The following is a 22,940-nucleotide window of genomic DNA, read 5'->3' on the forward strand; positions in this document are numbered from 1 at the left end:
AGATGCTCATCAGGAGGTGAGAACGATGTCAGCGAGTGAACGTCTGCAAAAGAGTGATCTGTTTAAAACCGGCTACTTCGTGGCGGGAAAATGGCACAGCGCAAAAGAGACCTTCGACGTGCTGAATCCGGCGACAGGCGAAGTGATCGCCAAAGTGGCCAAAGCCGGGAAAGCCGAGACCGAAGCCGCTATCAACGCCGCCAGTGAAGCGTTCAAAACCTGGCGTAAAACCACCGCCAAGGCGCGCTCGGAAATCCTCTATCGCTGGTACAGCCTTATTCAGGAAAATAAGCAATATCTCGGCGAGTTGATGGTTGCGGAGCAAGGTAAACCCTTGAAGGAAGCGCTGGGCGAAGTGGATTATGCCGCCAGTTTCATTCAATGGTTTGCCGAGCAGGCGAAGCGCGCCAATGGTGAAATTATCCCGCCAGCAAAAGCAGGGGCACGCATCCTGGCTACCCGTGAACCCGTCGGTGTGGTCGCCGCTATTACCCCCTGGAATTTCCCGCTGGCGATGCTGACCCGTAAACTGGGCCCGGCGCTGGCGGCAGGCTGTACCGGATTAATCAAACCGGCCAATAACACACCGCTTTCGGCCTTTGCATTGTTGGCGCTGGCTGAAAAAGCCGGGGTGCCTGCCGGTGTTCTGAACGCGATAGCCGGTGATACGGCGGCTATCAGTGACGCAATCATGGCAAGTCCCAAGGTGCGCAAGGTGTCATTCACCGGCTCAACGGAAGTCGGGAAAACGCTGGTGCGTAACTCTGCGCAAACCATGAAAAAAGTGTCCATGGAGCTGGGTGGCAACGCACCTTATATCGTATTTGATGATGCCGATCTGGAGTTGGCGGTTAAAGGTGCCATCGCCAATAAATTTCGCAACAGTGGGCAAGTCTGTGTGGCGGCCAACCGTTTCTACATTCAGGACGGCGTGTACGACAAATTTGTCAGCCGCCTGGCCGAGGAAGTGAAAAAACTCAACGTGGGCAATGGCATGGACGAGGGTGTCGTTGTTGGGCCGCTGATCGAGCTGAAAGGGCTGGAGAAAGTGGAGGAGCATGTTAAAGATGCGCTTGAACACGGTGCGCGGGTGGTTGTCGGCGGAGAACGGCATGCGCTTGGCGGAAACTTCTTTCAGCCAACCGTTCTGGCCGAAGCCAATGAAGAGATGAAGCTGGCGAAAGAGGAGACGTTTGGTCCGCTGGCTGCCTGTTTCCGTTTCAGTTCTGAAGAGGAGGTGATCGCTCGTGCCAACGACACCCCATTCGGGCTGGCAGCGTATTTCTATACCGAGAACCTCCAGCGAGTCTTCCGCGTATCGGAAGCGATAGAAAGCGGAATGATCGGTGTGAATGAGTGCTCGGTATCAACGGAACTTGGGCCATTTGGTGGCGTGAAGGAGTCGGGGCTGGGCCGTGAAGGCTCGGTGCTGGGTCTGGAGGAGTTTCTTCAGGTTAAAACCTTACATATCGGTAATTTATGATAATCGCGCTCAATGATATTGATGAATAGTGATGATTGGTGGGGTGCGATAATTTTCAAAAGATAGAAAAGGGTGATGATGATTAAGCAAATCAGGGGATTACTCTTTGCCGCGTTAGTGCTCAGGGGTCTGGTGCCGAACAGTTTTGCGCAGCAGTCGGTTGAACAATCTATTTATGTGCTTACCCAGCCGCAGCGGGTGGTAGATTACCTTCAGCAGCATCAGCAATTACCGGATTATTACGTCACCAAGAAGCAGGCTAGAGATCAGGGTTGGAATGCGTCATCCGGCAATTTGTGCCAGGTATTGCCGGGAAAAGCGATCGGTGGCGACCGTTTTTCCAATCGTGAGAAACGTTTGCCGGTCAGTGAAAAACGGGTTTGGCGAGAAGCAGATGTCAATGTTAAATGCGGTCGTCGCGGGGCAGATCGTTTGATCTACTCAAACGACGGTTTGATTTATCTGACCCGCGATCATTATAAAAACTTCATTCGGATGGAGTAAGCAGGATGGGGAAAAAAGTTTTCGATTTTAATCATATCGTCGATCTTCCGCATTTTTATAGCGAGTTTTCCCGCGAGTTTGCACTGAGTGAGGAGTTCGGTGCCAATCTGGATGCTCTGTGGGATGCCGTAACCGGGCAGATTGATTTACCCGTCGAGATCGATTTCATCAATTTAACGAGTCGTAAAAAGCGTCGTTTTGGGGCGCTGGTGCTGTTATTTGAAGAGGCGGAAGAAGAACTGGAAGGGGGGTTGCGTTTTAACGTGCATTGAGCGTTTTTTGCCGGGCAAGGCCAGCCGAAAGGGTGAATGTGACGATTCACCCCGGCAAGCGCGTGCCCACCACGCGTTGTTTATTCAGTCATTTCTGCCAGTTCGCGCAAGTACTGGAAAATCTGACGGTAAGATTTAGGCGGTTTGTTTGAGGTCTTCTCTTTTTGCGCATTACGGGCCAATGCACGCAGTTGTTGGCGATCGGCCTGTGGATAGAGCGCAATAATCGCCGGGATAGCGTCATCACCGTCTTCGACCAAACGATCGCGCAGTGCTTCCAGTTTATGGAACAGCGAAACCTGTTGGTTATGGCGATTCTTTAACTTGTCGAGTGCGGTCTGGATCGGTTCAACGTCGCGGGAGCGCAGCATCTTGCCAATCAACTGCAACTGACGGCGGCGGCCTTCCTTCTTGATACGCTGGGCCAGTTCAATCGCGGTGCGCAGATCTTCGTCCAGCGGCAGACGGTCGAGGGAGTTTTTACCCAACTCAACCATTTCTGCACCCAGATCTTTCAGTGCTTCTGCATCACGTTTGATTTCACTCTTACTGACCCAAATGATCTCATCATCTTCGTCAATTTCTGGCTTGGGTTCGTCGTCGAGCCAGTCTTCATTTTGTTTATTCATGGTGGGCTTCCTAAAAAAGAGGCTAATCCTATCAGGTTGTGGGAATACATATCCAGTAAGCGCTGCTGGGATAGACAGATATCAATAGGTTATCGTCGTGTGCCGGCAAATCAGGCTGTTTTCTGGCTCTATTATGAACCTTTTGCGCGGAATTTAATCTTTTGTTAAGGACGTGAAAGCGACAACGACACGCGTTCTGACCGGCGCTGACAGTCACCAATGCTCAGGGGGCCGTAAATCATTGCAAAAGTAACTCATGAATCGTATGCGTTGCATGGGGTGATCCTACCGCTTCCCGCCGTCTCAGAAGCCGTAATAATCTATGGTCATCACTTTGAGAGTAGCGTATAAAAAGGCAGAATTCGCTGGGGGAAATGACTATCCGATGGAAAAGAAAACGGTATCTCAGGATAGTGAGCTGTTAACTGAAATAGCGGTTGCTTACTATCAGGACGAAATAACGCAGGAAGAGATCGCCAGGAAATTCGGTATCTCGCGGATCAAAGTTGGCCGTTTGCTTAAGCGCGCCAAAGAAGAAGGGATCGTTGAGATCAACGTTCGCTACCATCCTGTTTTCAGCACCCGTCTGGAACAGCAAATGATTGAACGTTTCCCCATTACCCGGGCGCTGATCGCCCTCGATCATGCGGACGAAGATGAGCAGCGCAGGCAGGTTGCCGCATTGGTCTCGAACTATCTTGCCATGTCAATGAAAGACGATATGGTGCTGGCCATCGGACAGGGCCGTAATGTGGCGGCGATTGCCGATCACATCGGCAGTGTGCCAGAGAGAAAGTGCAAATTTATCTGTGGAATTGGCGGTACGCACCGGCCAGGTGATGCCATTAACGCGGATCATATCAGCCGTCGTCTCGCCAAGAAGTTTGGTGGCAGCAGTGAAACCCTGTATGCCCCGGCATATGTTGAAAACCGTGCGCTGAAACAAGCTCTTATGCAAAATGGCACCATCAAGGACACGCTGGATCGCGCCAGAAAGGCCGATATCGCGCTGGTCGGAATTGGTGATATGAATGAAAACAGCTATATGGTTAAGCTGGGTTGGTTTACGCCGCATGAAATCATCGACGCCAGTCTGAATCAGGGCGTGATTGGTGATATTGCCGGCCATGATTTCTTCAATGCGCAGGGTCAGCATGTAGACACAGTGATGAATGACCGGGTGATTGGATTGAGCATCGACGAATTGCGCAAAATTCCCTGCGTGATCGCCATTGCCTCAGAGAATACCAAAGCCCTGTCGATCCTCGGTGCGTTGCGTACTGGCGCGATAGATATCATTGCAACCAGCGCGTTGAACATCCGGACCATTCTGAATATGTCGCAATAGCTATTGTGCAAAACATGCCTGAATCTCTGTTAGACTCAAATGCATACATCAGGTGCATGTCGCCGTGGAAAGTGGAGCTGTCGCGCTAACCTTTAGCCGCGCTTCTGAACGATTATCTCATTAATTATGGCAAATCAATGAAAGTAGTCACTCAAGTAGCAGAACAACGTAAAGTGCTGGAACAGGCTGTTGCGCAGGCTTTGGAACTGGCAAAAGCGGGTTCGGATCAGGCCGAAGTGGCCGTCAGCAAAACCACCGGTATCAGCGTTAGCACGCGCTTTGGCGACGTGGAAAATGTCGAGTTCAACAGCGACGGCGCGTTGGGTATTACCGTCTATCATCAACAACGCAAAGGCAGCGCCTCATCGACCGATTTGAGTCCTGATGCCATCGCCCGTACCGTGCAGGCCGCATTGGATATTGCGCGTTACACCTCACCAGACCCGTTTGCGGGTACCGCCGATCCTTCCTTGCTGGCCTTCGATGCGCCGGATCTGGATCTTTTCCACCCGAGCGAACTGGACGCCGAGCGCGGAATCGAATTGGCCGCGCGCGCCGAACAGGCCGCGTTGGGGGCTGATAAACGCATTACCAATACCGAAGGCGGCAGTTTCAATAGCCATTATGGTATCCGCGTATTTGGTAACAGCCACGGTATGCTGCAAAGCTACTGTACGAGCCGCCATTCGCTTTCAAGCAGCGTTATTGCCGAACATGAAGGGGATATGGAGCGTGATTACGCCTATACCATAGGCCGCGCACTCGAAGATTTGCACAGCCCGGAATGGGTTGGCGCAGAGTGCGCCCGTCGCACCTTGTCCCGCCTCGCTCCGCGCAAATTACCGACCATGCATGCGCCAATCCTGTTTGCTTCTGAGGTCGCTACGGGCTTGTTTGGGCATTTGGTGGGGGCTATCAGCGGCGGCAGCATTTACCGCAAATCGAGCTTCCTGCTGGATAAACTCGGTAAACAAATCCTGCCAGAATGGCTGACCATTGAAGAGCATCCGCATCTGTTGAAAGGGCTGGCCTCTTCGCCGTTTGACAGTGAAGGTGTGCGTACTGAACGTCGTGACATAGTGAAAGACGGCATTCTGCAAACCTGGCTGATGACCAACTATTCCGCACGTAAACTGGGTATGACCAGCACTGGCCACGCAGGCGGCATTCATAACTGGCGTATTGCCGGGCAAGGCAATGATTTCGCTGCCATGCTCAAACAGCTCGATAAAGGGTTGGTGGTGACGGAGTTGATGGGTCAGGGCGTCAGTGGCGTAACGGGTGACTACTCGCGGGGTGCTGCGGGATTTTGGGTTGAGAATGGCGAAATTCAGTATCCGGTAAGCGAAATCACCATTGCCGGTAATCTGAAAGATATGCTGCGTAACATTGTCAGCGTAGGCAGTGATATCGAAACCCGCAGCAATATACAGTGTGGTTCTGTCCTGTTGTCTGAAATGAAAATCGCCGGAGAGTGATTTTCACAAAATAATCATTGGCTGTTTGACCCTTCACCTTCTATGGTAGTTATTGTTGCAATGTCGTTAACTATAACCAGATGGAAGGTGAATATGCGTAAGAATTTAATGGCGTTAGTCGTCGTAGCCCTGCTGGGAAGCAGTTCGTTGGCGATCGCTGCCGATCTTGAAACCGATATGGACACGCTGAATGATAACTACGCTGTTGTCTTGAAAACGGATTCGTTGGATATATTCAAAAAGTCACTACAAACTATGCGTACTGCGGCGCAGGATGCACAAAAGGCTACGCCACCGAAATTGAAAGATAAGCCCGCTGACAGCCCTGAAATGAAAGACTTTCGCCAAGGCCTGGACACATTGATTGGACAGATTGATCAGTCGATGGCACTGGCTGAACAGGGCAAACTGGAAGATGCCCGGAAAGTGGCGCAAGAGTTCAAGGAAACCCGCAACGCCAACCACAAAAAATTCCGTTAATGGTTGCAGCGTAAAAGCGTCATCCCAGACCGCTGAGGGCCTATTCCTTATGAAAACATAAGTGAGTATGCCCTTTTTTATTTTAGTCAGGTTGCCAGGAAATTAGCGATGGAACTCGCCTGCCGCTTCTGGCTGAAACAGTAATTCGAGTACTTCTATACGGGTTTCATCACCGCTTGGCAGTTCCCAGGTGATCTCTGCACCCACATTCATCCCCAGCAGTGCCGCACCCAGCGGTGCCATGACCGACAACTGCTCTTTGCTGTCCTTCAACGACGCCGGATAGACCAACGTACGCGTATGTTCTTCATTGGTAACGAGATCGCGGAAGCGGACTTTGCTGTTCATCGTGACAACGTTTGCCGGGATCTGCTGTGGTGGGAGTATCTCGGCACGATCCAGCTCTTTGTTCAACGCTTCGGCGATCTCACTGCCTGCAAAGGCAGGTTGCTCAAGTAAAACATCCAGACGCTCTGCGTCCAGCTCATTAATAATCAGGGTTGGCTTTGCCATAGGGTCTCCTTACGAAAAATAGAGCAACACCCCCGCGCCAGTGGAGCGGGGGTGTAGGTAAATATCAGTATGTATATATGATACTAGGCGTTTGTCACATGAAATGAAAGTGATCAGGGTCACGAAATTTTTCAGGCTAAAAAACTTTTGTAACAACTGCCTGAATTTATCTTGTTGTTAACTATAGCCTATATAAAGCCAAAAAGCCTTTTGCGAATTGGATCGATTTGTTGCACTGCATTTCCAGTTCGAACTGGAAAAAAACAGGCTACACAGGAAATCCTCCTGCAGTTAGTGTAAAGCCATCAAGCAGAGATAAAGCAATAACATTACGCACCGATATAAAGGCATTGGCGAGTGAATATTGCGGTAGCTCATCATGATTTAGCGTGTAATGACTGATGTCATGGAGAGAGGTAACCAAGAGTGAATGATGGAGCCGAATCTGCTAATGCAGCAACGGACAGTAATACAGCTGTCGCTATTGAGATAACTGAACGAGTACTCACTGAGATAACGGCCATGCTGAATGGTGAAAATATTTATCCCAATGCCGTGCAGAAACAAATGTTGGACTCGCATATTCGGGCAATGGTATTTCGTTCACTGACCGGTGATCCTCTACCCGACGTGGATAAATCGTTATTTGATGAGATATCTTCGCAATCCATGGAAATGGCTGAGCGTGTGGTGAATTCCCTGGGGAACCTGCCTATCGAGGAGGCTTATCTACTTTCCGTTCATTTTGAAGTAGCGAAAGAAAATGACCAAACCAATAGTAGTGACCAATAAATAACAATTAAGGGGAATGAAATGGGACAAGTTATTGTGGTAATCGGCGATCGTCTGGGTAAAGGTCAGAAAGTGGCCCTGGGCGTTGAAGCGGCAGGCGGCAAGGCGATCGTCATCCTTGGCGTTGCAGCAGATATGAAACTGGGCGACGTAATGAATAAAGAAGAGGCGTCTTTCGGTATCTCTTTCTGCGGCAGCGGTGGCGCGGGTGCGATTACGGCACAAAATAAATATGGCTATAAAGCAAAACACGGTATGCGCTCCGTTGATGAAGGTGTCACAGCGATCAATGAAGGCAATAAAGTATTGGGCTTTGGTTTTATGGACAAAGAAGAATTAGGCAAGAGACTGGTGGAAGCCTATATCAAAAAATATGGCCAACCATAATGAAGCAGCAATATACCACAGCTGTCCAGGTTAATGGCAAAGGGGATACCAAAGCGAAAGCCTTTGCTGCGGCGTTAAGTCAGGTACAGCATTCAATATTGAAGTCGACCGACAATATATTGCTGCGTATCGAACCGCAGGACGTCAATATCCTCAAAGCCCATGAAAAAATAACCCGCGAGAAGTTCCTGTTCTTCTTTTTCCCGCGGGAAAGAAAAACCTATTCCGTCACGCTGGAAATAAGCGTGAATGTGACGGTGATAAATACTGAAAGTGTGGTTTTTATCACCCAATAAAAACGTTAGCTATACCCGTCATACTTCAAGCTGCAGGTGCGTTGACTGCGCCCGCTCACTCCAGTCACATAGTCATCTATGCTCCTGGAGACTCACGGGCTTGTCGCCTTCCGGCAACTCGAATTATTCGGGTAGATAAGTAAAAAGGACATACTGATGTTTTTAATTATTCTCTTTAAGTCGCTTATTATCGGTGCCTTGGTCGGTGTTGGCGTTGGTGCCGGCGCAGCCCGTATGTTCCATGCCCCGACCGTTCAGGGAATGGGAGCATTCCGAACTCTGGGAGAATTAAACTCCTGTGAGGGCGATCCTGCTTCGCATTTTTCCTTCGGTCTCGGCTTCTTCTTCAACGCCTGGGCATCTTCCGTTGCCGCGGGTGCGTTTACCCAGGACGTTGACCACCGCATTATCCCCAACTGGGGTGCCGCAGCGCTCATGCTGAAAAACCGTAATCTGGCCGAAACCCTGCACAATCCCCGCAAGATGGCGATTGCTTGCGGCATTATCGGCATGATTGTAGTGACATTCCTTAATACCACCGCCTCTGCGGTTCCCGCCGCGCTGCAAGTGACTGCGGTGAAAGTGTTGGTGCCCGCAGCAAACATCCTGGTGAATACCGTGATGCCAGTGATCTTCTGGCTGGCGGCTATCGAAGCGGGACGCCGTTCTGGCTTCTGGGGAACCATTTTTGGCGGATTGGCGCAGTTGATCATGGGCAACGCGGTTCCAGGTCTGGTGCTCGGCATCCTGATTGGTAAGGGTGTGGAAGAGAGTGGTTGGAACAATGTCACCAAGATCATGATGACTGTCATTATTCTTCTGTTTGTTCTCAGCGGCTTCTTCCGCGGTTTCGACATTAAATTATTGCAATCCTTCACGCTGGGCGTGCCGGTTTGGCTGGATTCGATCCATAACGCCCTGAGCGGTAAATAAGCGCGTTCATAACTAACTGTTATTTATAGATAAAATAGGGAGTTCACTGATGGACGAACAAGCTAAAAGTGGTTTTTGGTATGCCGATTGGTCATTTCCAATTTTCGTCGGCCTGCTGTCATCCGGTGTGTTTGCCGGTACGCACATGTATTACCTCTACGGGATTGGTGCGTTTAACGAAGTGGCGTTTGTCTCAATGCTGCGTGCGGGTATGGACACCGGGGTTTACGGGGCCGTAGCGGCATTCGGTGCCAGCTTCCTGTTTGCCCGGATCATTGAAGGCTCGCTGGTGGGGATTCTGGACATCGGCGGTGCGATTCAGACCGGTGTGGGGCTGGGTGTTCCGGCCCTGCTGCTCGGCGCAGGTTTTGTATTCCCAGTGGCCAACTTCGCTGCGTCGCTGGTGACCGGTATGGTTATCGGCCTGGCGATTGGTGGCCTGATTATTCTGGCGCGTAAATTCACCATCAACCAGAGCAATTCGACCTACGGTGCCGATGTGATGATGGGTGCGGGCAACTCATCTGGCCGCTTCCTTGGGCCTTTGATTATCCTTTCGGCCATTACCGCCTCCATTCCTATCGGTCTGGGGTCGCTGGGTGGCGCGTTACTGTTCTACATCTGGAAAAAACCGATCACTGGCGGCGCAATCCTTGGTGCAATGATCCTCGGTTCACTTTTCCCGGTCGCCATTAGCTGAGTTGCAGGGCGGGCGATCCCACGGAGTTGATGAATATGTACGACGTAATAATCAGACAGGCCAGGCAAGTGCAGGGCGCACTGGTGGATATTGCCGTTCGCGACGGAAAACTTGCTGCGATCGGTCAACTCGATCCGCAGGCCAGCGCGAAGAAGATCGTCGATCTGCACGGTCAGTACTGGGTGAGCGCAGGGTGGATCGACTCGCATGTTCACTGCTACCCCGCCTCGCCTATTTATCACGACCAGCCGGATTTGGTGGGTGTCGCCAGCGGTGTGACGACGGTCATTGATGCGGGCAGTATCGGTGCCGATCGCGTTGAGGATTTCTATCGCCTGACGCGTAGCGCGAAAACCAATGTTTTCGCGCTCCTGAATATTGCCCGAACCGGTATTCTGACGCAGAACGAACTGGCGGATATGGCGCAGATTGATAAGTCTGCTGCAAAACAGGCGATTGCCCAGCATCCTGATTTTATTGTCGGTATCAAGGCGCGCATGAGCAGCAGCGTGGTAGGCAGCAATGGCATCAAGCCGCTGGTGCTGGCCAAAGAGATCCAGCAGGAAAACGATCATCTGCCGTTGATGGTGCACATTGGCAACAATCCGCCGGATCTGGATGAAATTGCGGAACTACTGACCGCTGGCGATATGATCACCCATTGCTACAACGGCAAGCCAAACCGCATCCTGACTGCCGCCGGAACGCTACGGCAGTCGATTCGCCGGGCGTTGGATCGCGGTGTATTGCTCGATGTCGGGCACGGTTCTGCAAGCTTTAGTTTTGACATCGCAGAACTGGCGATCAAGCAAGGCATCTATCCGCATACCATCAGTTCCGACATCTATTGCAGTAACCGGATGAAAGGGCCGGTGCACAGCCTGGCGACCGTCATGTCCAAATTTTTCACCATTGGTTTATCGCTGGAACAGGTCATTGCCTGCGTGACCGAAAACGCGGCAACGGCACTGCGCCTGAAAAATAAAGGCCGTTTGGACGTCGGTGCTGATGCCGACCTGACTTTTTTTGCTCTCAGTTCCGAACCCCTGGTTTTCGCGGATTCCGAAGGGAAATCCGTGACTGGCGAACGCCATTTGGTGCCGCTCGCCGCGATGGTGGCAGGTGAACTGATCGTGACCGATGAAGGAAAAAGTGCCCATGTCTTCGATTTATGAAAAATATGATTTAAAACAAGTGATTAATGCGTCAGGAAGAATGACGATTCTTGGGGTGTCCACACCGCGTCAGGATGTGGTGGACGCCGTGGAATATGGGCTTAACCATTTCTTTGAAGTCAAGGATCTGGTCAATAAGACGGGCGCGTATATCGCCGGTTTACTGAATGCGGAAGATGCAGTGATCGTCTCCTGCGCATCTGCGGGGATCGCTCAGTCGGTTGCCGCCGTTATCGTGAAAGATGATGCCAACCTTCTGGTGAATCTGCATGCCACCCAACTGACCGTGCCTGATGAGATTGTATTGCCCAAAGGTCACAACGTTAATTTTGGTGCCCCGGTGGGCACGATGGTGGCATTGGGCGGCGGTAAAGTGGTTGAGGCTGGTTATGCCAACGAATGTTCCGCGGCGCAGCTCGAAGCCTGTATCACGCCGCGTACTGCCGCGATCCTGTATATCAAATCGCATCATTCGGTGCAGAAAAGTATTTTATCCGTTGAGCAGGCTGCGGTGGTGGCGCGCAAACATAATTTGCCGCTGATTGTGGATGCGGCTGCGGAAGAAGATCTCTTCTGCTATTACCAGATGGGCGCAGATCTGGTGATCTACAGCGGCGCGAAAGCGATTGAAGGACCAACCAGCGGGCTGGTGGTCGGCAGGAAACAGGCCGTGGAGTGGGTCAAGTTGCAATCTGCCGGGATTGGTCGTGCCATGAAAGTTGGCAAAGAGGGCATTTTGGGACTGACGCAGGCGATAGAGAGCTATCTGGCGCTGGAAAAAACCACTGGTCAGCAGATGGTTGAGAAGATGACGCCATTCATCGACAATCTGAATACCCTAAATGGCATCTCCGCCCGGGTAGTCTGGGATAGCGCGGGTCGTGATATCGCCCGTACGGAAATCAGTTTTGATGAGAGCATTGTTGGACGTCGTACTACCGACATCGTCGAGTCGTTGAAAACTGGCGATATCGCTATCTATTTCCGCGGCTATCGTGCAAACGAAGGCAAGATTGAAGTCGATGTGCGTAGCGTAACCGCGCCACAACTGGAGACTATCTATCTGTGTATTAAAAATCTGTTCACTGGAGAGGGCAACGCATGAAGCTGACCCCGAATTACTATCGTGACCGCGTCTGCCTGAACGTGTTGGCGGGCTCGAAAGATAATGCGCGAGCGATTTATGAAGCCGCTGAAGGGCATGTGCTGGTCGGTGTGCTGTCCAAAAATTATGCCGATGTTGAGAGTGCCGTGGCCGATATGCAGGAATATGCGGCCTTGATCGAGAATGCGCTGTCGGTTGGACTTGGGGCGGGCGATCCGCGCCAGTCGCAGATGGTCAGCCTGATATCGCAGCGGGTTCAGCCGCAGCACGTCAATCAGGTGTTTACTGGCGTGGGCACCAGCCGCGCGCTGCTCGGTCAGGGGCAGACCATAGTGAATGGTTTGGTGTCGCCTACCGGTCACCCCGGCTATGTGAAAATCTCAACGGGTCCGCTGAGCGCCGGTTTACCGGACGCCATTGTGCCGATTGAAACCGCCATCGCCATGCTGAAGGATATGGGTGGCAGTTCAGTGAAATACTTCCCGATGGGAGGTTTGAAAAATCGCGATGAGTATGAATATGTGGCGCGCGCCTGCGCAGAGCATGATTTCTGGCTGGAACCTACCGGTGGTATTGATCTGGAGAATTTTGAGCCGATCGTCGAGATCGCGTTGCAGGCCGGGGTTAAAAAAGTGATCCCGCATATCTACAGTTCGATAATCGACAGCACCACGGGAAATACCCGTCCGCAAGACGTTAATACTCTGCTCGAGAGCGTTAAATCCCTGCTAGCCTAAATGCTACATGTGTACCGCGTGGGCGAGGTGCCCACGCCATTTTTCGCTCTTTACCACCCTTAACAGGGTCACGGATGTATCATGGTGAGATTTCCCTATCAGCGCTTAGCGAATCTGTTTGACGCCCTGCAACTTGAGATTTTACCGCAAGAGGAGTTGGCGAAGCGCTTTGCTGTTTCCACCCGCACCGTGCGGGCGGACATCACCGCCCTGAACGATATTCTTGAAAAATACGGTGCGCAATTCGTTCACACGCGTGGCAGCGGATATCAGTTATGCATTGAGAACCCCGAGCTATTTTCTGCCTTGCAGCAACCGGATCGCCTTAAGCTTTCAACCCCGCGCACGGTCACCGATCGCGTCCATTACCTGTTACAACGTTTTTTGACCTCAGCCTTTTCACTGAAGCTGGAGGATCTGGCCGATGAATGGTTCGTCAGCCGAGGCACACTGCAGAATGATATGGCTGAGGTGAGAGAACATCTGGCGCGTTATCAGCTCAATATTGAGGCCAAACCGCGTTACGGCATGAAACTGTTTGGCTCAGAGTTGGCAATTCGCGCCTGTCTGACCGATTTGTTGTTTGAGTTGCATACTGCCAATAGCAGCCACCCCTTGCTGACGCCGGAGGTATTTGCTGTACAGGCGCTGCCGCAACTGGTGGATTTCATGCACATCCTGATGTCGCAATCGGCGATCCGTCTGACCGATGAGGGTGAGCAGTATCTGATTTTTTACTGCGCCGTGGCGATTAAGCGGATCACCGATGGTTATCCCCTGTCAGACTTTATGGTGGAAGAGGGGGATGAGGCGGTCAAACAGGCTTCATCACGCCTGGCTGCGGAGATCCGGCGCTTGGTCGCCAAAGAGATTTCTCCTGCCGAAGAAGCCTATTTGCGCGTCAACATCGCTGCCCGGCGTATGCAAAATGTCATGCCCACGGAAATCAATGCGGATGATGACGAAGCGCTGGTGGATTACATCCTCTCCTACATCAACGCGCACTATAACTATGATTTGCAGGGCGACGCGCAGTTGCGGGCCGATCTTCTGACGCATATCAAGACCATGATAACGCGGGTGAAATATCAGATTAATATCCCGAATCCGCTGCTGGCGAATATCAAGCAGCACTATCCGATGGCCTATGATGTCACCCTCGCGGCAATCTCAAGCTGGGGTAAATACACGCCTTACAGCTTGAATGAAAATGAAATCGGTTTTTTGGTGCTGCATATTGGTGTGGGATTGGAGCGCCATTACAACATCGGTTACGAGCGGCATCCTCAAGTGATGCTGGTCTGTGATACGGGCAATTCCACTATCCGGATGATTCAGGCGCAGATCGGCCGCAAGTATCCGCAAATCGTGATGACCCGCGTTATTTCGCTGCGTGATTACGAACAGATGGCGCATATCGACGAAGATTTCATCATTTCAAATGCCCGTCTGACAGAGAAAAACAAGCCGGTGGTGGTGATGTCCCCGTTTCCCACCGAATACCAGATGGAACAGCTCGGCAAGCTGGTATTGGTGGATCGAACCCGGCCTTACATGCTGGAAAAATTCTTCGACCAACAGCATTTCATGATTCTTGAGGAGGCGCTGAGTCAGGAGCAGTTGTTTAAACGTATTTGTGAGCAACTGGAGCAGGAGGGCTATGTCGGCAGTGATTTCTATCCGTCGGTTGTCGAACGCGAAGCAATCGTCTCGACCATGCTGGGAGAAGGCATCGCACTGCCGCACTCGCTGGGGTTGTTAGCCAAGAAAACCGTGGTGATCACTATCCTTTCTCCGCAGGGAATTTCCTGGGGCGACGGTGAAATTGCCTACGTCATTTTTCTGCTGGCGATCAGTAAAACGGACTATGAAGAGGCGATGGCGATCTATGATCTGTTTGTGACATTCGTTCGTGAACGGTCAATGAGCCGGTTGCTGAGTAGCGAAAACTTTGAGAGTTTCAAAGCCATTGCGATTGATTGTCTGAGCCGGATTTAACCGGCTCAGTCGGAGGTGTCCAGTGTCAATCTTCGTCAAACCTCGAGCTAATCTTCGTCAAAACCTGAGTTAATCAGCTCTATCACCGCTTTCAGCGCCTGCTCTTCATCGGGGCCGGTGGCTTCGATTTCAATTTGCTGGCCTTTCGGCGAATCCAGCATCAACAAGGCAATCACGCTGCTGGCTTCAGCTTCGGTTCCGGTATCGTTACGCAGCATCACTTCAGATTCAAAGCTCTGTACCAACTCGAACAGTTTCATCGCTGGTCTGGCGTGCATCCCTAACCTGTTCTTGATCTCAACCGTTTGTTTTACCGTCATTATTTACGTTTTTCCAGCGTGCGATGGCGGGATTGCACATTCTTCCCACGCGAACGGAAATACGCAGCCAACTGCTCAGCAACGTAGACCGAACGGTGTTTACCGCCAGTGCAACCGATGGCGACAGTCAGGTAACTGCGGTTGTTGGTTTCAAGCATGGGCAGCCACTGTTCAAGGTAGCTTCGCGTCTGGTAAATGAAATTATGCACTTCCGTATGGCGATCGAGGAACGCGGCAACGGGTTTATCCAGACCGGTCATCGGGCGCAGTTTGGGATCCCAGTGCGGGTTTGGCAGAAAGCGGACGTCAAACACATAGTCAGCATCAATAGGCAGACCATGTTTGAAACCGAAAGATTCGAATACCATCGTCAGTTCGCGCTCACGTTTACCCAACAGGCGGGTGCGTAGCATTTCAGCCAGTTCGTGAACGGACATCTCTGAGGTATCAATAATCAGATCGGCGCGGGAACGCAGCGGTTCCAGTAAGACACTCTCTTCATCAATGGCACTTTCCAGCGACAAATTCTTGGTGGAAAGCGGATGAAGGCGTCGCGTATCGCTGTAACGGCGAATCAGCGTGTTGCGATCGGCATCCAGAAACAGTAACTGCGGGGAAAAACTGTCCGGCAGTTGTGTCATCGCATGCTCGAAAATTTCTGGCGTTTCCGGCATGTTACGCACGTCAATGCTCACCGCCGCTGAGGTATTTCTTTCAACGAGGGTGTGGGCAAGCTGTGGTAACAACACCACGGGCAGGTTATCTACACAATAAAAGCCCATGTCTTCCAGCGCACGCAAAGCGACAGACTTCCCTGAACCGGAACGGCCGCTGACAATCATCAGCACCATGTGCAACTCCCCCTGGCATTACAGTTTCGCAATTCATTACCCCGGCCTCATCTGCCGGAATTCTTTTTCGGAAAAGCTGGCGTCAGCCCCGGCTACGGGCTGGCGCGCAGACAGGTTTTATTCAGTGATAATCTGGTATAACTCTTCATCACTCTGGGCGGCGCGCAGACGGCGGCAGACGCTTTTATCTGCCAGACGCTTGGCAACCAGCGACAGGGTATGTAGATGGGTTTTACATTGATCGGCCGGAACCAGCAAGGCAAAAAGCAGATCTACCGGCTGATTGTCTATGGCATCGAAGGCGATCGGTTGCTCCAGGCGGATGAAGACACCAACAGCGCGCAGGGTGTCCTCTTCCAGCTTGCCGTGGGGGATGGCTATCCCGTTGCCAATACCCGTACTGCCCATGCGTTCGCGGGTCAATACCGCATCAAACACCACCTGTGGTGACAGGTTAAGTTGTTTGGCGGCCAGTTCGCTGACAATTTCCAGCGCCCGTTTTTTGCTTGAACAATGTACGCCGCTTTTGGTGCACTCGGCGGTGAGCACGGTAGTTAATTGCATTGCTGAATCGTTAATCATCTCATCTTTCACTTAAGCGCTCTGTTCACGCCTGATGGCTTATCGGCCCGTTACCGAGGCAGCGAGCCGATCCTGGTCAGGCAATGTAGCGCAACTGGCTACAGTGAGTGTCAGTGTTGTTTCAGTTTATCTTTATGCTTATTAAGCTGTCTGGACAGTTTGTCAATCAGGCCATCGATAGCCGCATACATGTCTTCATGTTCCGAGGTGGCGTGCAACTCGCCTCCATTCACGTGCAGGGTGGCTTCCGCAATTTTCTGCACTTTTTCAACACTGAGTACCACATAAACCTGATTGATTCTGTCAAAGTATTGCTCAAGTTTGGCAAACTTGGTGGTGACAAAATCACGCATGGGATCCGTGATTTCAATGTGATGTCCGGTAATGTTGAGCTGCATAATGTCTTCCTTCTCTGTATGGGTCAAACCAGTTGTTTGCGCTGGTTGGACGGCGGGATGGACAAAGACTCTCGGTATTTTGCAACAGTACGCCGTGCCACCATAATGCCTTGATCTGAGAGTAAGGCGGCCAACTTACTGTCGCTCAGCGGTTTGACAGGATTCTCCGCTGCAATCAATTTCTTCACCAGTGCGCGGATGGCGGTCGATGATGCTTCGCCGCCGCTTTCCGTACTGACGTGACTGGAGAAAAAATACTTCAATTCAAAAATTCCGCGCGGGCTATGCAGGAATTTCTGCGTCGTCACACGTGAAATCGTTGATTCATGCATCTCTACAGCCTGAGCAATATCTGCCAGAACCATCGGGCGCATGTATTCATCACCACTGTCAAAAAAGGCCTGCTGCTGTTCCACAATGCAGCGGGTCACTTTCAACAGTGTTTCATTACGGCTCTCAAGACTCTTAATCAGCCACTTGGCTTCCTGTAGATTACTGCGGATAAACTGGCCATCGCTATCGCTGCGCGTTGAGTTACCCATCGCGGCGTATTGCTGATTGATTTTGAGGCGCGGAATGCTGTCTGCATTCAGTTCGACGGTCCAGACATCCTGGACTTTACGAACGAGCACATCAGGAATGACGTATTCAGACTCGCCAGTATTAATTGACTGGCCAGGGCGCGGATCGAGCGACTGAATAAGCTGCATCGCTCCTTTCAGTGTATCTTCTTTTAACCGTGTCGCGCGCATTAACGCGCGAAAATCGTGATTCGCCAGCAGTTCAAGGTGTTCACTGACGATCAGTTTTGCTTCTACCAGAAATGGCGTCTCTTTCACATATTGCGAGAGCTGAATCAGTAGGCAGTCGCGCAGGTCGCGGGCAGCAACGCCAATGGGATCAAAACGTTGTACGCGTTTCAGTACCGCTTCGACTTCATCCAGGGTGATGCTTTCATCGCCCATGCTTTCGAGAATATCTTCCAGCGGAACGGTCAGGTAACCGGTCGTGTCTACCGCGTCAACAATCGAGGTTGCAATCGCCACATCGGTGTCGGAAAACGGCGTCAGATCCACCTGCCACATCAAGTAATCCTGCAGCGTCTGGGTCGTTTCGCCCTGGTAAACCGGCAGTTCATCATCGCTGTAATCAGTACCGGTGCCAGAGGGGGTGCCCGCAGTGTAAATCTCGTCCCAGGTGGCGTCCAGCGGCAGCTCTTCTGGCATGTCCTTCTGTTCCAGCGCCTCACGCGTGTCGAGTGCTTCGCTGTCAGTTTTCTCTACAGAATCAATCTCTTCGTGCAAGTCAGTTTGTTCAAGCAGGGGATTGCTCTCCAACGCCAGCTGTATCTCCTGCTGGAGTTCGAGCGTGGACAACTGTAACAGGCGTATAGCCTGCTGCAGTTGTGGGGTCATGGCCAATTGTTGGCTGAGCCTGAGTTGCAAACCTTGCTTCATAATGGTGGTTCAACTTCCCTTACTGGTAACAAACACAACAAGCTTCTGCTAAAGGCGGAATTCCTCGCCCAAATAAACGCGTTTAACCTGTTCGTCGGCCAGAATCTCGTTAGGTGAGCCGTGGGCAATCAACTGCCCCTGACTGACGATATAAGCACGTTCGCAGACATCCAGCGTTTCACGGACGTTATGATCGGTGATCAACACGCCAAGGCCGCTGTCGCGTAAATGTTCAATGATTTTTTTGATATCAATAACGGAAATGGGGTCAACACCGGCGAAAGGCTCATCCAGCAGGATAAATTTCGGGTTGGCAGCCAGCGCGCGGGCAATCTCCACGCGGCGGCGTTCACCACCGGAAAGTGACTGGCCGAGGTTGTCGCGCAGATGCGAAATATGGAACTCCGCCATTAACTCTTCGGCACGATCCTTACGCTGTTCGTTGTTGAGATCATCCCGGATTTCCAGCACGGCCATCAGGTTGTTATAAACGCTCAGGCGGCGGAAAATGGATGCCTCCTGTGGCAAATAACCGATTCCGCGGCGTGCACGGGCGTGCAGCGGCAGCAGGCTGATATCTTCATCATCGATGATGATCCGACCCGCATCGCGCTGAACAATTCCCACAACCATATAAAAGGTGGTGGTTTTACCTGCCCCGTTGGGGCCGAGCAATCCGACGATTTCGCCAGAGCTGACCTTGAGGCTGACGTCTTCGACCACTTTGCGGCTCTTGTAAGCCTTGGCCAGGTTTTCTGCGATTAATGTTGCCATAAATTATCAGTTACTCTTCTTCTGACCGTTTGGCTGCTGCCCTTTGTCCTGAAGCTGTGACGGGATCAGCACCGTGGTAACGCGTTTGCCTTTGTCACTGAAGGCTTCCATCTGCTGTTTTTGTACCAGATAAGTGATGCGATCGCCTTTCACATTGCTGTCCAGTTGTTCAAGGTAAGCGTCGCCAGTCAGGGTGACAAAATCAGTGGCCAGTTCGTAACGCATTTTCTGTGCCCGACCTTTCACTGGCTTACCGTTGTCCTGCAATTGGTAGAAGGTGACCGGATTACCGTAGGCTTCAATAACCTCTTTACCCTGTTCACCTTGCGGGCGAATGACCACGACTTTATCCGCCTTGATCTCGATACTGCCCTGTTTCGCGACCACATTGCCAGTAAAAGTGACAGTATTGCCCTCCATGTCGAGCGCCTGCTGTGCCGAATCGATGTGAATCGGCTGGGTGGTGTCGTTCTTCAACGCAAAAACCGGCACGCTGACGGCCAAAAGCGAACTGGCGATGAAGAGGTTACGGAGTTGGTTTTTGGTTTTGGATTTCATAATAGGTATTTACCTTTTCAATCAGCTCAGCTGTTTTGTTCCGCAAGTTTCCGCGCATTTTCATGCCATTTGACATAAAGCCAGCACCAAACAAGGTCACTTCATCATCCGAAGAAACATCCTGGGTTATCAGGTTCACAATGGCATTGTCAGTTTTGATTTTTTCCAGTTGTGACGTCTGGGTCAGACTGTTCACTTCGACATGTCCGTATAGGTACAGCATTCGATCGTTGGTCAGCTTGGCGCGGTCGGCGCGCACTGACCAGGTGGCGACAGCGTTTTCATCAAACAGGGTCATCACCGGTTGGGTGAACCAGGATAATTGTTCAGTTGTAAAATATTTGACGTCTTCAGCCACCAGCTTGTAATTCAGTTTTCCCGTCGGGTTGTACACTACCGTCACCGTATGTTGGCTCTGATAGGTAGGATCCTGGGTATTGAGCGGCACGGTATTGCTTTCGCCATCCAAATCCGCCAGATTCCACCCGATCAATGCCAGTGCGGCAAGTGCCAGAAGGAGAGTCATCCAAAGCTTGGTTTTACTCATATTGACAGCCCTTTGGCTTCATCCAGCTTATCCTGCGCCAGCAAAATCAGATCACAGACTTCTCTTACGGCGCCGCGCCCTCCACCAATGCAGGTGGTGTAATGTGCACGCGGCAACAACAATGGGTGCGCATCCGCCACGGCGACAGACAAACCCACTTTCGCCATCACCGGCCAGTCGATCAGGTCATCACCAATGTAAGCCACTTCACTGGCCTGGAGAGACAGTGTATCCAACAGTTCACCGAAGGCCAAAAGCTTATCTGACTGGCCCTGGTAAAGATGCTGAATACCCAGCGTTTTAGCCCGATCTTCCAGTAATTTCGCAGATCGACCGGTAATAATGGCGACCTCGATCCCTGACGTCAGCAGGCAGCGGATGCCATAACCATCCCTGACGTTGAACGCCTTCAGCTCTTCTCCCTGATTACCCATGTAAATCAGGCCGTCAGACATCACGCCATCAACATCACAAATCATCAGGCGGATCTGCCGGGCGCGCGTCATGACCTCGGCACTGACCGGACCGTAGCAGGTCTCCACCTTTGAGGATACTTCACTCATTAACAATGTCCTTGATTAAACTACGCCTGCGCGCAGCATGTCATGCATATGTACCACACCCAACAATTGGTCGCCATCGGCAACCAGTACGGCAGTGATATGGCGTGACTGCATCAGGTTCAGTGCATCGACCGCCAGGATGTTGGGTCTGACCCGAATACCGCCAGACGTCATGACGTCTTCAATGCGGGCGTTGTTGAAGTCGATGCCCATGTCGAAAATGCGCCGCAAATCGCCATCGGTGAAGATACCTTCAATCTTCATCAGATCGTTACAGATTACTGTCAGACCCAGATTCTTCCGAGTGATTTCCAACAGGGCATCTCGCAGCGATGCGTCGCGGCTGACGTGTGGAATTTCGTCACCGGTGTGCATGATGTCGCTGACCCGGAGCAGTAATTTACGGCCCAGCGCGCCACCTGGATGTGAAAGCGCAAAATCTTCGGCAGTGAAACCGCGTGCCTTCAGCAAGGCGACAGCCAGTGCGTCACCCATCACCAGCGTAGCGGTGGTGCTGGTCGTCGGTGCCAGGCCCAACGGGCAGGCTTCGTACGGGACATGAATACATAAATGCACATCGGCCGCTCTACCCATGGCGCTCTCTGGGTTGCTGGTCATACAGATCAGCGGCACCTGCAGGCGTTTCAGTACCGGTATCAAGGCCAATATTTCATGCGACTCACCGGAGTTGGAAATCGCGATGACAATATCCTGTGCGGCAACCATGCCCAGATCGCCATGGCTGGCCTCTCCGGGATGGACAAAAAATGCCGGGGAACCGGTGCTGGCAAAGGTAGCGGCCATTTTCCGCCCGATATGGCCGGACTTGCCCATACCCATCACCACAATTTTGCCACTGCAATAGAATATCTTTTCGCAGGCGTGGGTGAAATTTTCGTTGATATACTGATCCAATTGGGCAAGACCTTCACGTTCAATTTTCAGAACATCTTTTCCAACCTGACAGAAGTCAAAACCCGGTGGTAACTCAAAGTTCGCCATGATCAATTCCTGACTGTTTTTACAGCGTCATACTGCCGGGAAATACAAACAGCAGCGCAAGATAAGCGATAAAACCACATAATAACAGAGCGCCGGCCAGATGGCCGATCCGGTGTTTACGCATCAGGCACAGGCCGGTCAGGACAACACTGACGGCAAGCATGACCCAATAGTCGCGCTGGAACGCAGCCGGACTGAACGAACCCGGAGCCAGCAGCGCTGGAACACCCAGAACGAGACATAGATTGAAAATATTGGCGCCTATAATATTGCCAAGAGCGATATCATCCTCGCCTTTATGTGCGCCAGCGATGAATGTCGCCAATTCGGGCAGACTGGTACCAATCGCAATGACCGTCAATCCGATCACTAACTCACTGATGTTAAAGTAGCGGGCGATCACCGTGGCGTTATCCACAATCATGTTTGAGGAGAGGGGCATGATGATAAGGGCCAGCGCCAGCCAGAGAAAGGCGACGGTATTGCTACTGTCTTTTGGCAGTTCCGCCATCTGCTCCGACGTCAACGTGTCGTTGCCTTCGCGCTGCGCCAGACGTGCGATCTTCAGCATGGTCAGCATGAAAACCACGCCGCTTGCCAACAGGATAACGCCATCAAGCCGACTGAGTTGATTGTCGGCCAGCAGGAAACCACATATCACGGTAATCAGCAGCATGAGTGGCAATTCGCGGCGTAAAATGTCCGAACGCACCGTCAGCGGATGGAGTAACGCGGCACCGCCCAAAATCAACAAAATGTTGGTAATATTCGACCCCAGCACGTTGCCGATGGCCATATCCATTTGCCCGTTCATGGCGGCAGTGGTCGATACCACCAGTTCGGGCAGTGAAATCCCGATGCCGACTACCGTCATGCCAATCACCAGCGGGGGAATGCCCAGCGAATTGGCCATGACCGCCGCACCATACACTAAGCGATCGGCGGCGTAGACCAGTAAGATAAGACCAACGATTAATAGTGCAGTTGGGAGCAGCATGCAGAGTCCTTTATTCGGTATAATCCCGGGTTCGTTGGTAAGTGGATATAAATGGTAGACT

General features: G+C 51.8%; 27 protein-coding genes and 1 pseudogene. 15 read left to right on the top strand and 13 right to left on the bottom strand.

The annotated features are described in order from the left end of the window. The first annotated feature begins 25 nt into the window (after positions 1-25). The 3 genes and pseudogenes from DRI82_RS05645 (at position 26) to DRI82_RS05655 (ending at position 2,259) form a co-directional block, all read left to right on the top strand. Positions 26-1,483, top strand: coding sequence for an NAD-dependent succinate-semialdehyde dehydrogenase (locus tag DRI82_RS05645; protein WP_114192527.1), 1,458 nt, complete (start codon positions 26-28; stop codon positions 1,481-1,483). Positions 1,484-1,663: 180 nt separating this feature from the next. Beyond that, positions 1,664-1,987, top strand: a pseudogene (locus DRI82_RS05650) (ribonuclease domain-containing protein); the annotation flags it as partial. Positions 1,988-1,992: 5 nt separating this feature from the next. After that, a complete protein-coding gene (locus tag DRI82_RS05655; protein WP_114192528.1) occupies positions 1,993-2,259 on the top strand; it encodes a barstar family protein in 267 nt (88 codons plus the stop codon). Between the two features lie 80 nt (positions 2,260-2,339). Here DRI82_RS05655 and yjgA read toward each other — a convergent pair whose 3' ends face one another. Then, on the bottom strand, positions 2,340-2,888 hold the full coding sequence (gene yjgA, locus DRI82_RS05660; RefSeq protein ID WP_114192529.1) for a ribosome biogenesis factor YjgA: 549 nt from the start codon (positions 2,886-2,888) through the stop codon (positions 2,340-2,342). A gap of 385 nt (positions 2,889-3,273) precedes the next feature. Between yjgA and DRI82_RS05665 the strand changes: the two genes are divergently transcribed. The 3 genes from DRI82_RS05665 (at position 3,274) to cybC (ending at position 6,194) form a co-directional block, all read left to right on the top strand. Then, a complete protein-coding gene (locus DRI82_RS05665) occupies positions 3,274-4,236 on the top strand; it encodes a sugar-binding transcriptional regulator (protein WP_114192530.1) in 963 nt (320 codons plus the stop codon). Between the two features lie 137 nt (positions 4,237-4,373). After that, positions 4,374-5,714 (top strand): metalloprotease PmbA, encoded by a 1,341-nt coding sequence (gene pmbA, locus DRI82_RS05670; RefSeq protein WP_114192531.1) that lies wholly within the window; start codon positions 4,374-4,376, stop codon positions 5,712-5,714. Positions 5,715-5,807: 93 nt separating this feature from the next. Next, positions 5,808-6,194 (top strand): cytochrome b562, encoded by a 387-nt coding sequence (gene cybC, locus DRI82_RS05675; RefSeq protein WP_114192532.1) that lies wholly within the window; start codon positions 5,808-5,810, stop codon positions 6,192-6,194. 102 nt (positions 6,195-6,296) lie between these two features. On the opposite strand, the gene rnk is transcribed toward cybC, so the two are convergent. Continuing rightward, on the bottom strand, positions 6,297-6,707 hold the full coding sequence (rnk, locus tag DRI82_RS05680; protein WP_114192533.1) for a nucleoside diphosphate kinase regulator: 411 nt from the start codon (positions 6,705-6,707) through the stop codon (positions 6,297-6,299). A 426-nt stretch (positions 6,708-7,133) separates the two neighbouring features. Between rnk and DRI82_RS05685 the strand changes: the two genes are divergently transcribed. The 9 genes from DRI82_RS05685 to DRI82_RS05725 all read left to right on the top strand — a co-directional run bounded on the left by DRI82_RS05685 (position 7,134) and on the right by DRI82_RS05725 (position 14,830). Further along, a complete protein-coding gene (locus tag DRI82_RS05685; protein WP_114192534.1) occupies positions 7,134-7,499 on the top strand; it encodes a glycine dehydrogenase in 366 nt (121 codons plus the stop codon). 21 nt (positions 7,500-7,520) lie between these two features. Further along, positions 7,521-7,886, top strand: coding sequence for an SFCGS family glycine-rich protein (locus DRI82_RS05690; protein WP_114192535.1), 366 nt, complete (start codon positions 7,521-7,523; stop codon positions 7,884-7,886). Next, a complete protein-coding gene (locus tag DRI82_RS05695) occupies positions 7,886-8,182 on the top strand; it encodes a DUF4312 family protein (RefSeq protein WP_114192536.1) in 297 nt (98 codons plus the stop codon). The genes DRI82_RS05690 and DRI82_RS05695 overlap by 1 nt, the downstream gene beginning before the upstream one ends. Before the next feature lie 156 nt (positions 8,183-8,338). After that, positions 8,339-9,115 (top strand): DUF4311 domain-containing protein, encoded by a 777-nt coding sequence (locus tag DRI82_RS05700; RefSeq protein ID WP_114192537.1) that lies wholly within the window; start codon positions 8,339-8,341, stop codon positions 9,113-9,115. A gap of 49 nt (positions 9,116-9,164) precedes the next feature. After that, positions 9,165-9,815, top strand: a complete 651-nt coding sequence (locus tag DRI82_RS05705) for a DUF4310 family protein (protein ID WP_170138675.1) — start codon at positions 9,165-9,167, stop codon at positions 9,813-9,815. Between the two features lie 35 nt (positions 9,816-9,850). Continuing rightward, positions 9,851-10,990, top strand: coding sequence for an amidohydrolase/deacetylase family metallohydrolase (locus DRI82_RS05710; RefSeq protein ID WP_114192539.1), 1,140 nt, complete (start codon positions 9,851-9,853; stop codon positions 10,988-10,990). Next, positions 10,974-12,095: a DgaE family pyridoxal phosphate-dependent ammonia lyase gene (locus tag DRI82_RS05715; RefSeq protein ID WP_114192540.1), complete on the top strand. Its 1,122-nt coding sequence runs from the start codon at positions 10,974-10,976 to the stop codon at positions 12,093-12,095. The genes DRI82_RS05710 and DRI82_RS05715 overlap by 17 nt, the downstream gene beginning before the upstream one ends. Then, positions 12,092-12,832: a 2-dehydro-3-deoxy-phosphogluconate aldolase gene (dagF, locus tag DRI82_RS05720; protein WP_114192541.1), complete on the top strand. Its 741-nt coding sequence runs from the start codon at positions 12,092-12,094 to the stop codon at positions 12,830-12,832. The genes DRI82_RS05715 and dagF overlap by 4 nt, the downstream gene beginning before the upstream one ends. An 81-nt stretch (positions 12,833-12,913) precedes the next feature. After that, entirely contained in the window at positions 12,914-14,830 is a 1,917-nt protein-coding gene (locus DRI82_RS05725; RefSeq protein WP_170138676.1) for a BglG family transcription antiterminator, read from the top strand. A gap of 47 nt (positions 14,831-14,877) precedes the next feature. Here the strand turns inward: DRI82_RS05725 and npr are convergent, their stop codons facing one another. The 11 genes from npr to DRI82_RS05780 form a co-directional block, all read right to left on the bottom strand. Beyond that, positions 14,878-15,150: a PTS phosphocarrier protein NPr gene (gene npr, locus DRI82_RS05730; RefSeq protein WP_114192542.1), complete on the bottom strand. Its 273-nt coding sequence runs from the start codon at positions 15,148-15,150 to the stop codon at positions 14,878-14,880. Next, positions 15,150-16,001 carry an RNase adapter RapZ gene (gene rapZ / locus DRI82_RS05735; RefSeq protein WP_114192543.1) on the bottom strand — a complete coding sequence of 284 codons (852 nt, stop codon included), beginning with the start codon at positions 15,999-16,001 and terminating at the stop codon, positions 15,150-15,152. The genes npr and rapZ overlap by 1 nt, the downstream gene beginning before the upstream one ends. 117 nt (positions 16,002-16,118) lie before the next feature. After that, complete coding sequence (ptsN, locus tag DRI82_RS05740) at positions 16,119-16,595, bottom strand: PTS IIA-like nitrogen regulatory protein PtsN (protein WP_211317631.1); 477 nt, start codon at positions 16,593-16,595, stop codon at positions 16,119-16,121. Between the two features lie 98 nt (positions 16,596-16,693). Next, the gene (gene hpf, locus DRI82_RS05745; protein ID WP_114192544.1) at positions 16,694-16,981 is read right to left on the bottom strand and encodes a ribosome hibernation promoting factor; all 288 of its coding nucleotides are present in this window, start codon (positions 16,979-16,981) and stop codon (positions 16,694-16,696) included. 23 nt (positions 16,982-17,004) lie between these two features. After that, the gene (gene rpoN / locus DRI82_RS05750; RefSeq protein WP_114192545.1) at positions 17,005-18,438 is read right to left on the bottom strand and encodes an RNA polymerase factor sigma-54; all 1,434 of its coding nucleotides are present in this window, start codon (positions 18,436-18,438) and stop codon (positions 17,005-17,007) included. Between the two features lie 48 nt (positions 18,439-18,486). Further along, complete coding sequence (gene lptB, locus DRI82_RS05755; protein WP_114192546.1) at positions 18,487-19,212, bottom strand: LPS export ABC transporter ATP-binding protein; 726 nt, start codon at positions 19,210-19,212, stop codon at positions 18,487-18,489. Positions 19,213-19,218: 6 nt separating this feature from the next. Beyond that, positions 19,219-19,770, bottom strand: coding sequence for a lipopolysaccharide ABC transporter substrate-binding protein LptA (lptA, locus tag DRI82_RS05760; protein WP_114192547.1), 552 nt, complete (start codon positions 19,768-19,770; stop codon positions 19,219-19,221). Continuing rightward, positions 19,739-20,317, bottom strand: coding sequence for an LPS export ABC transporter periplasmic protein LptC (lptC, locus tag DRI82_RS05765; protein WP_114192548.1), 579 nt, complete (start codon positions 20,315-20,317; stop codon positions 19,739-19,741). Before lptC ends, lptA begins: the two co-directional genes overlap by 32 nt. Next, positions 20,314-20,880 (bottom strand): 3-deoxy-manno-octulosonate-8-phosphatase KdsC, encoded by a 567-nt coding sequence (kdsC, locus tag DRI82_RS05770; RefSeq protein ID WP_114192549.1) that lies wholly within the window; start codon positions 20,878-20,880, stop codon positions 20,314-20,316. The genes lptC and kdsC overlap by 4 nt, the downstream gene beginning before the upstream one ends. A gap of 15 nt (positions 20,881-20,895) precedes the next feature. Then, positions 20,896-21,882: an arabinose-5-phosphate isomerase KdsD gene (gene kdsD / locus DRI82_RS05775; protein ID WP_114192550.1), complete on the bottom strand. Its 987-nt coding sequence runs from the start codon at positions 21,880-21,882 to the stop codon at positions 20,896-20,898. Positions 21,883-21,901: 19 nt separating this feature from the next. Beyond that, positions 21,902-22,879, bottom strand: coding sequence for a calcium/sodium antiporter (locus DRI82_RS05780; protein WP_114192551.1), 978 nt, complete (start codon positions 22,877-22,879; stop codon positions 21,902-21,904). Between the last annotated feature and the right edge of the window lie 61 nt (positions 22,880-22,940).

This window comes from Edaphovirga cremea, assembly GCF_003332275.1.
In the GTDB taxonomy this organism is placed as follows: domain Bacteria; phylum Pseudomonadota; class Gammaproteobacteria; order Enterobacterales; family Enterobacteriaceae; genus Edaphovirga; species Edaphovirga cremea.

What these genes read in the sequence shown, in the direction of transcription:
- DRI82_RS05710 (WP_114192539.1), top strand. Translation starts at nt 9,851, where the DNA reads ATGTACGACGTAATAATCAGACAGGCCAGGCAAGTGCAGGGCGCACTG.
- DRI82_RS05705 (WP_170138675.1), top strand. Translation starts at nt 9,165, where the DNA reads ATGGACGAACAAGCTAAAAGTGGTTTTTGGTATGCCGATTGGTCATTT.
- lptA (WP_114192547.1), bottom strand. Translation starts at nt 19,770, where the DNA reads ATGAAATCCAAAACCAAAAACCAACTCCGTAACCTCTTCATCGCCAGT.
- kdsD (WP_114192550.1), bottom strand. Translation starts at nt 21,882, where the DNA reads ATGGCGAACTTTGAGTTACCACCGGGTTTTGACTTCTGTCAGGTTGGA.
- lptC (WP_114192548.1), bottom strand. Translation starts at nt 20,317, where the DNA reads ATGAGTAAAACCAAGCTTTGGATGACTCTCCTTCTGGCACTTGCCGCA.
- DRI82_RS05725 (WP_170138676.1), top strand. Translation starts at nt 12,914, where the DNA reads ATGGTGAGATTTCCCTATCAGCGCTTAGCGAATCTGTTTGACGCCCTG.
- rpoN (WP_114192545.1), bottom strand. Translation starts at nt 18,438, where the DNA reads ATGAAGCAAGGTTTGCAACTCAGGCTCAGCCAACAATTGGCCATGACC.
- DRI82_RS05690 (WP_114192535.1), top strand. Translation starts at nt 7,521, where the DNA reads ATGGGACAAGTTATTGTGGTAATCGGCGATCGTCTGGGTAAAGGTCAG.
- kdsC (WP_114192549.1), bottom strand. Translation starts at nt 20,880, where the DNA reads ATGAGTGAAGTATCCTCAAAGGTGGAGACCTGCTACGGTCCGGTCAGT.
- cybC (WP_114192532.1), top strand. Translation starts at nt 5,808, where the DNA reads ATGCGTAAGAATTTAATGGCGTTAGTCGTCGTAGCCCTGCTGGGAAGC.
- DRI82_RS05665 (WP_114192530.1), top strand. Translation starts at nt 3,274, where the DNA reads ATGGAAAAGAAAACGGTATCTCAGGATAGTGAGCTGTTAACTGAAATA.
- DRI82_RS05645 (WP_114192527.1), top strand. Translation starts at nt 26, where the DNA reads ATGTCAGCGAGTGAACGTCTGCAAAAGAGTGATCTGTTTAAAACCGGC.
- hpf (WP_114192544.1), bottom strand. Translation starts at nt 16,981, where the DNA reads ATGCAGCTCAACATTACCGGACATCACATTGAAATCACGGATCCCATG.
- DRI82_RS05780 (WP_114192551.1), bottom strand. Translation starts at nt 22,879, where the DNA reads ATGCTGCTCCCAACTGCACTATTAATCGTTGGTCTTATCTTACTGGTC.
- dagF (WP_114192541.1), top strand. Translation starts at nt 12,092, where the DNA reads ATGAAGCTGACCCCGAATTACTATCGTGACCGCGTCTGCCTGAACGTG.
- DRI82_RS05715 (WP_114192540.1), top strand. Translation starts at nt 10,974, where the DNA reads ATGTCTTCGATTTATGAAAAATATGATTTAAAACAAGTGATTAATGCG.
- DRI82_RS05695 (WP_114192536.1), top strand. Translation starts at nt 7,886, where the DNA reads ATGAAGCAGCAATATACCACAGCTGTCCAGGTTAATGGCAAAGGGGAT.
- DRI82_RS05655 (WP_114192528.1), top strand. Translation starts at nt 1,993, where the DNA reads ATGGGGAAAAAAGTTTTCGATTTTAATCATATCGTCGATCTTCCGCAT.
- yjgA (WP_114192529.1), bottom strand. Translation starts at nt 2,888, where the DNA reads ATGAATAAACAAAATGAAGACTGGCTCGACGACGAACCCAAGCCAGAA.
- npr (WP_114192542.1), bottom strand. Translation starts at nt 15,150, where the DNA reads ATGACGGTAAAACAAACGGTTGAGATCAAGAACAGGTTAGGGATGCAC.
- rapZ (WP_114192543.1), bottom strand. Translation starts at nt 16,001, where the DNA reads ATGGTGCTGATGATTGTCAGCGGCCGTTCCGGTTCAGGGAAGTCTGTC.
- lptB (WP_114192546.1), bottom strand. Translation starts at nt 19,212, where the DNA reads ATGGCAACATTAATCGCAGAAAACCTGGCCAAGGCTTACAAGAGCCGC.
- pmbA (WP_114192531.1), top strand. Translation starts at nt 4,374, where the DNA reads ATGAAAGTAGTCACTCAAGTAGCAGAACAACGTAAAGTGCTGGAACAG.
- rnk (WP_114192533.1), bottom strand. Translation starts at nt 6,707, where the DNA reads ATGGCAAAGCCAACCCTGATTATTAATGAGCTGGACGCAGAGCGTCTG.
- DRI82_RS05700 (WP_114192537.1), top strand. Translation starts at nt 8,339, where the DNA reads ATGTTTTTAATTATTCTCTTTAAGTCGCTTATTATCGGTGCCTTGGTC.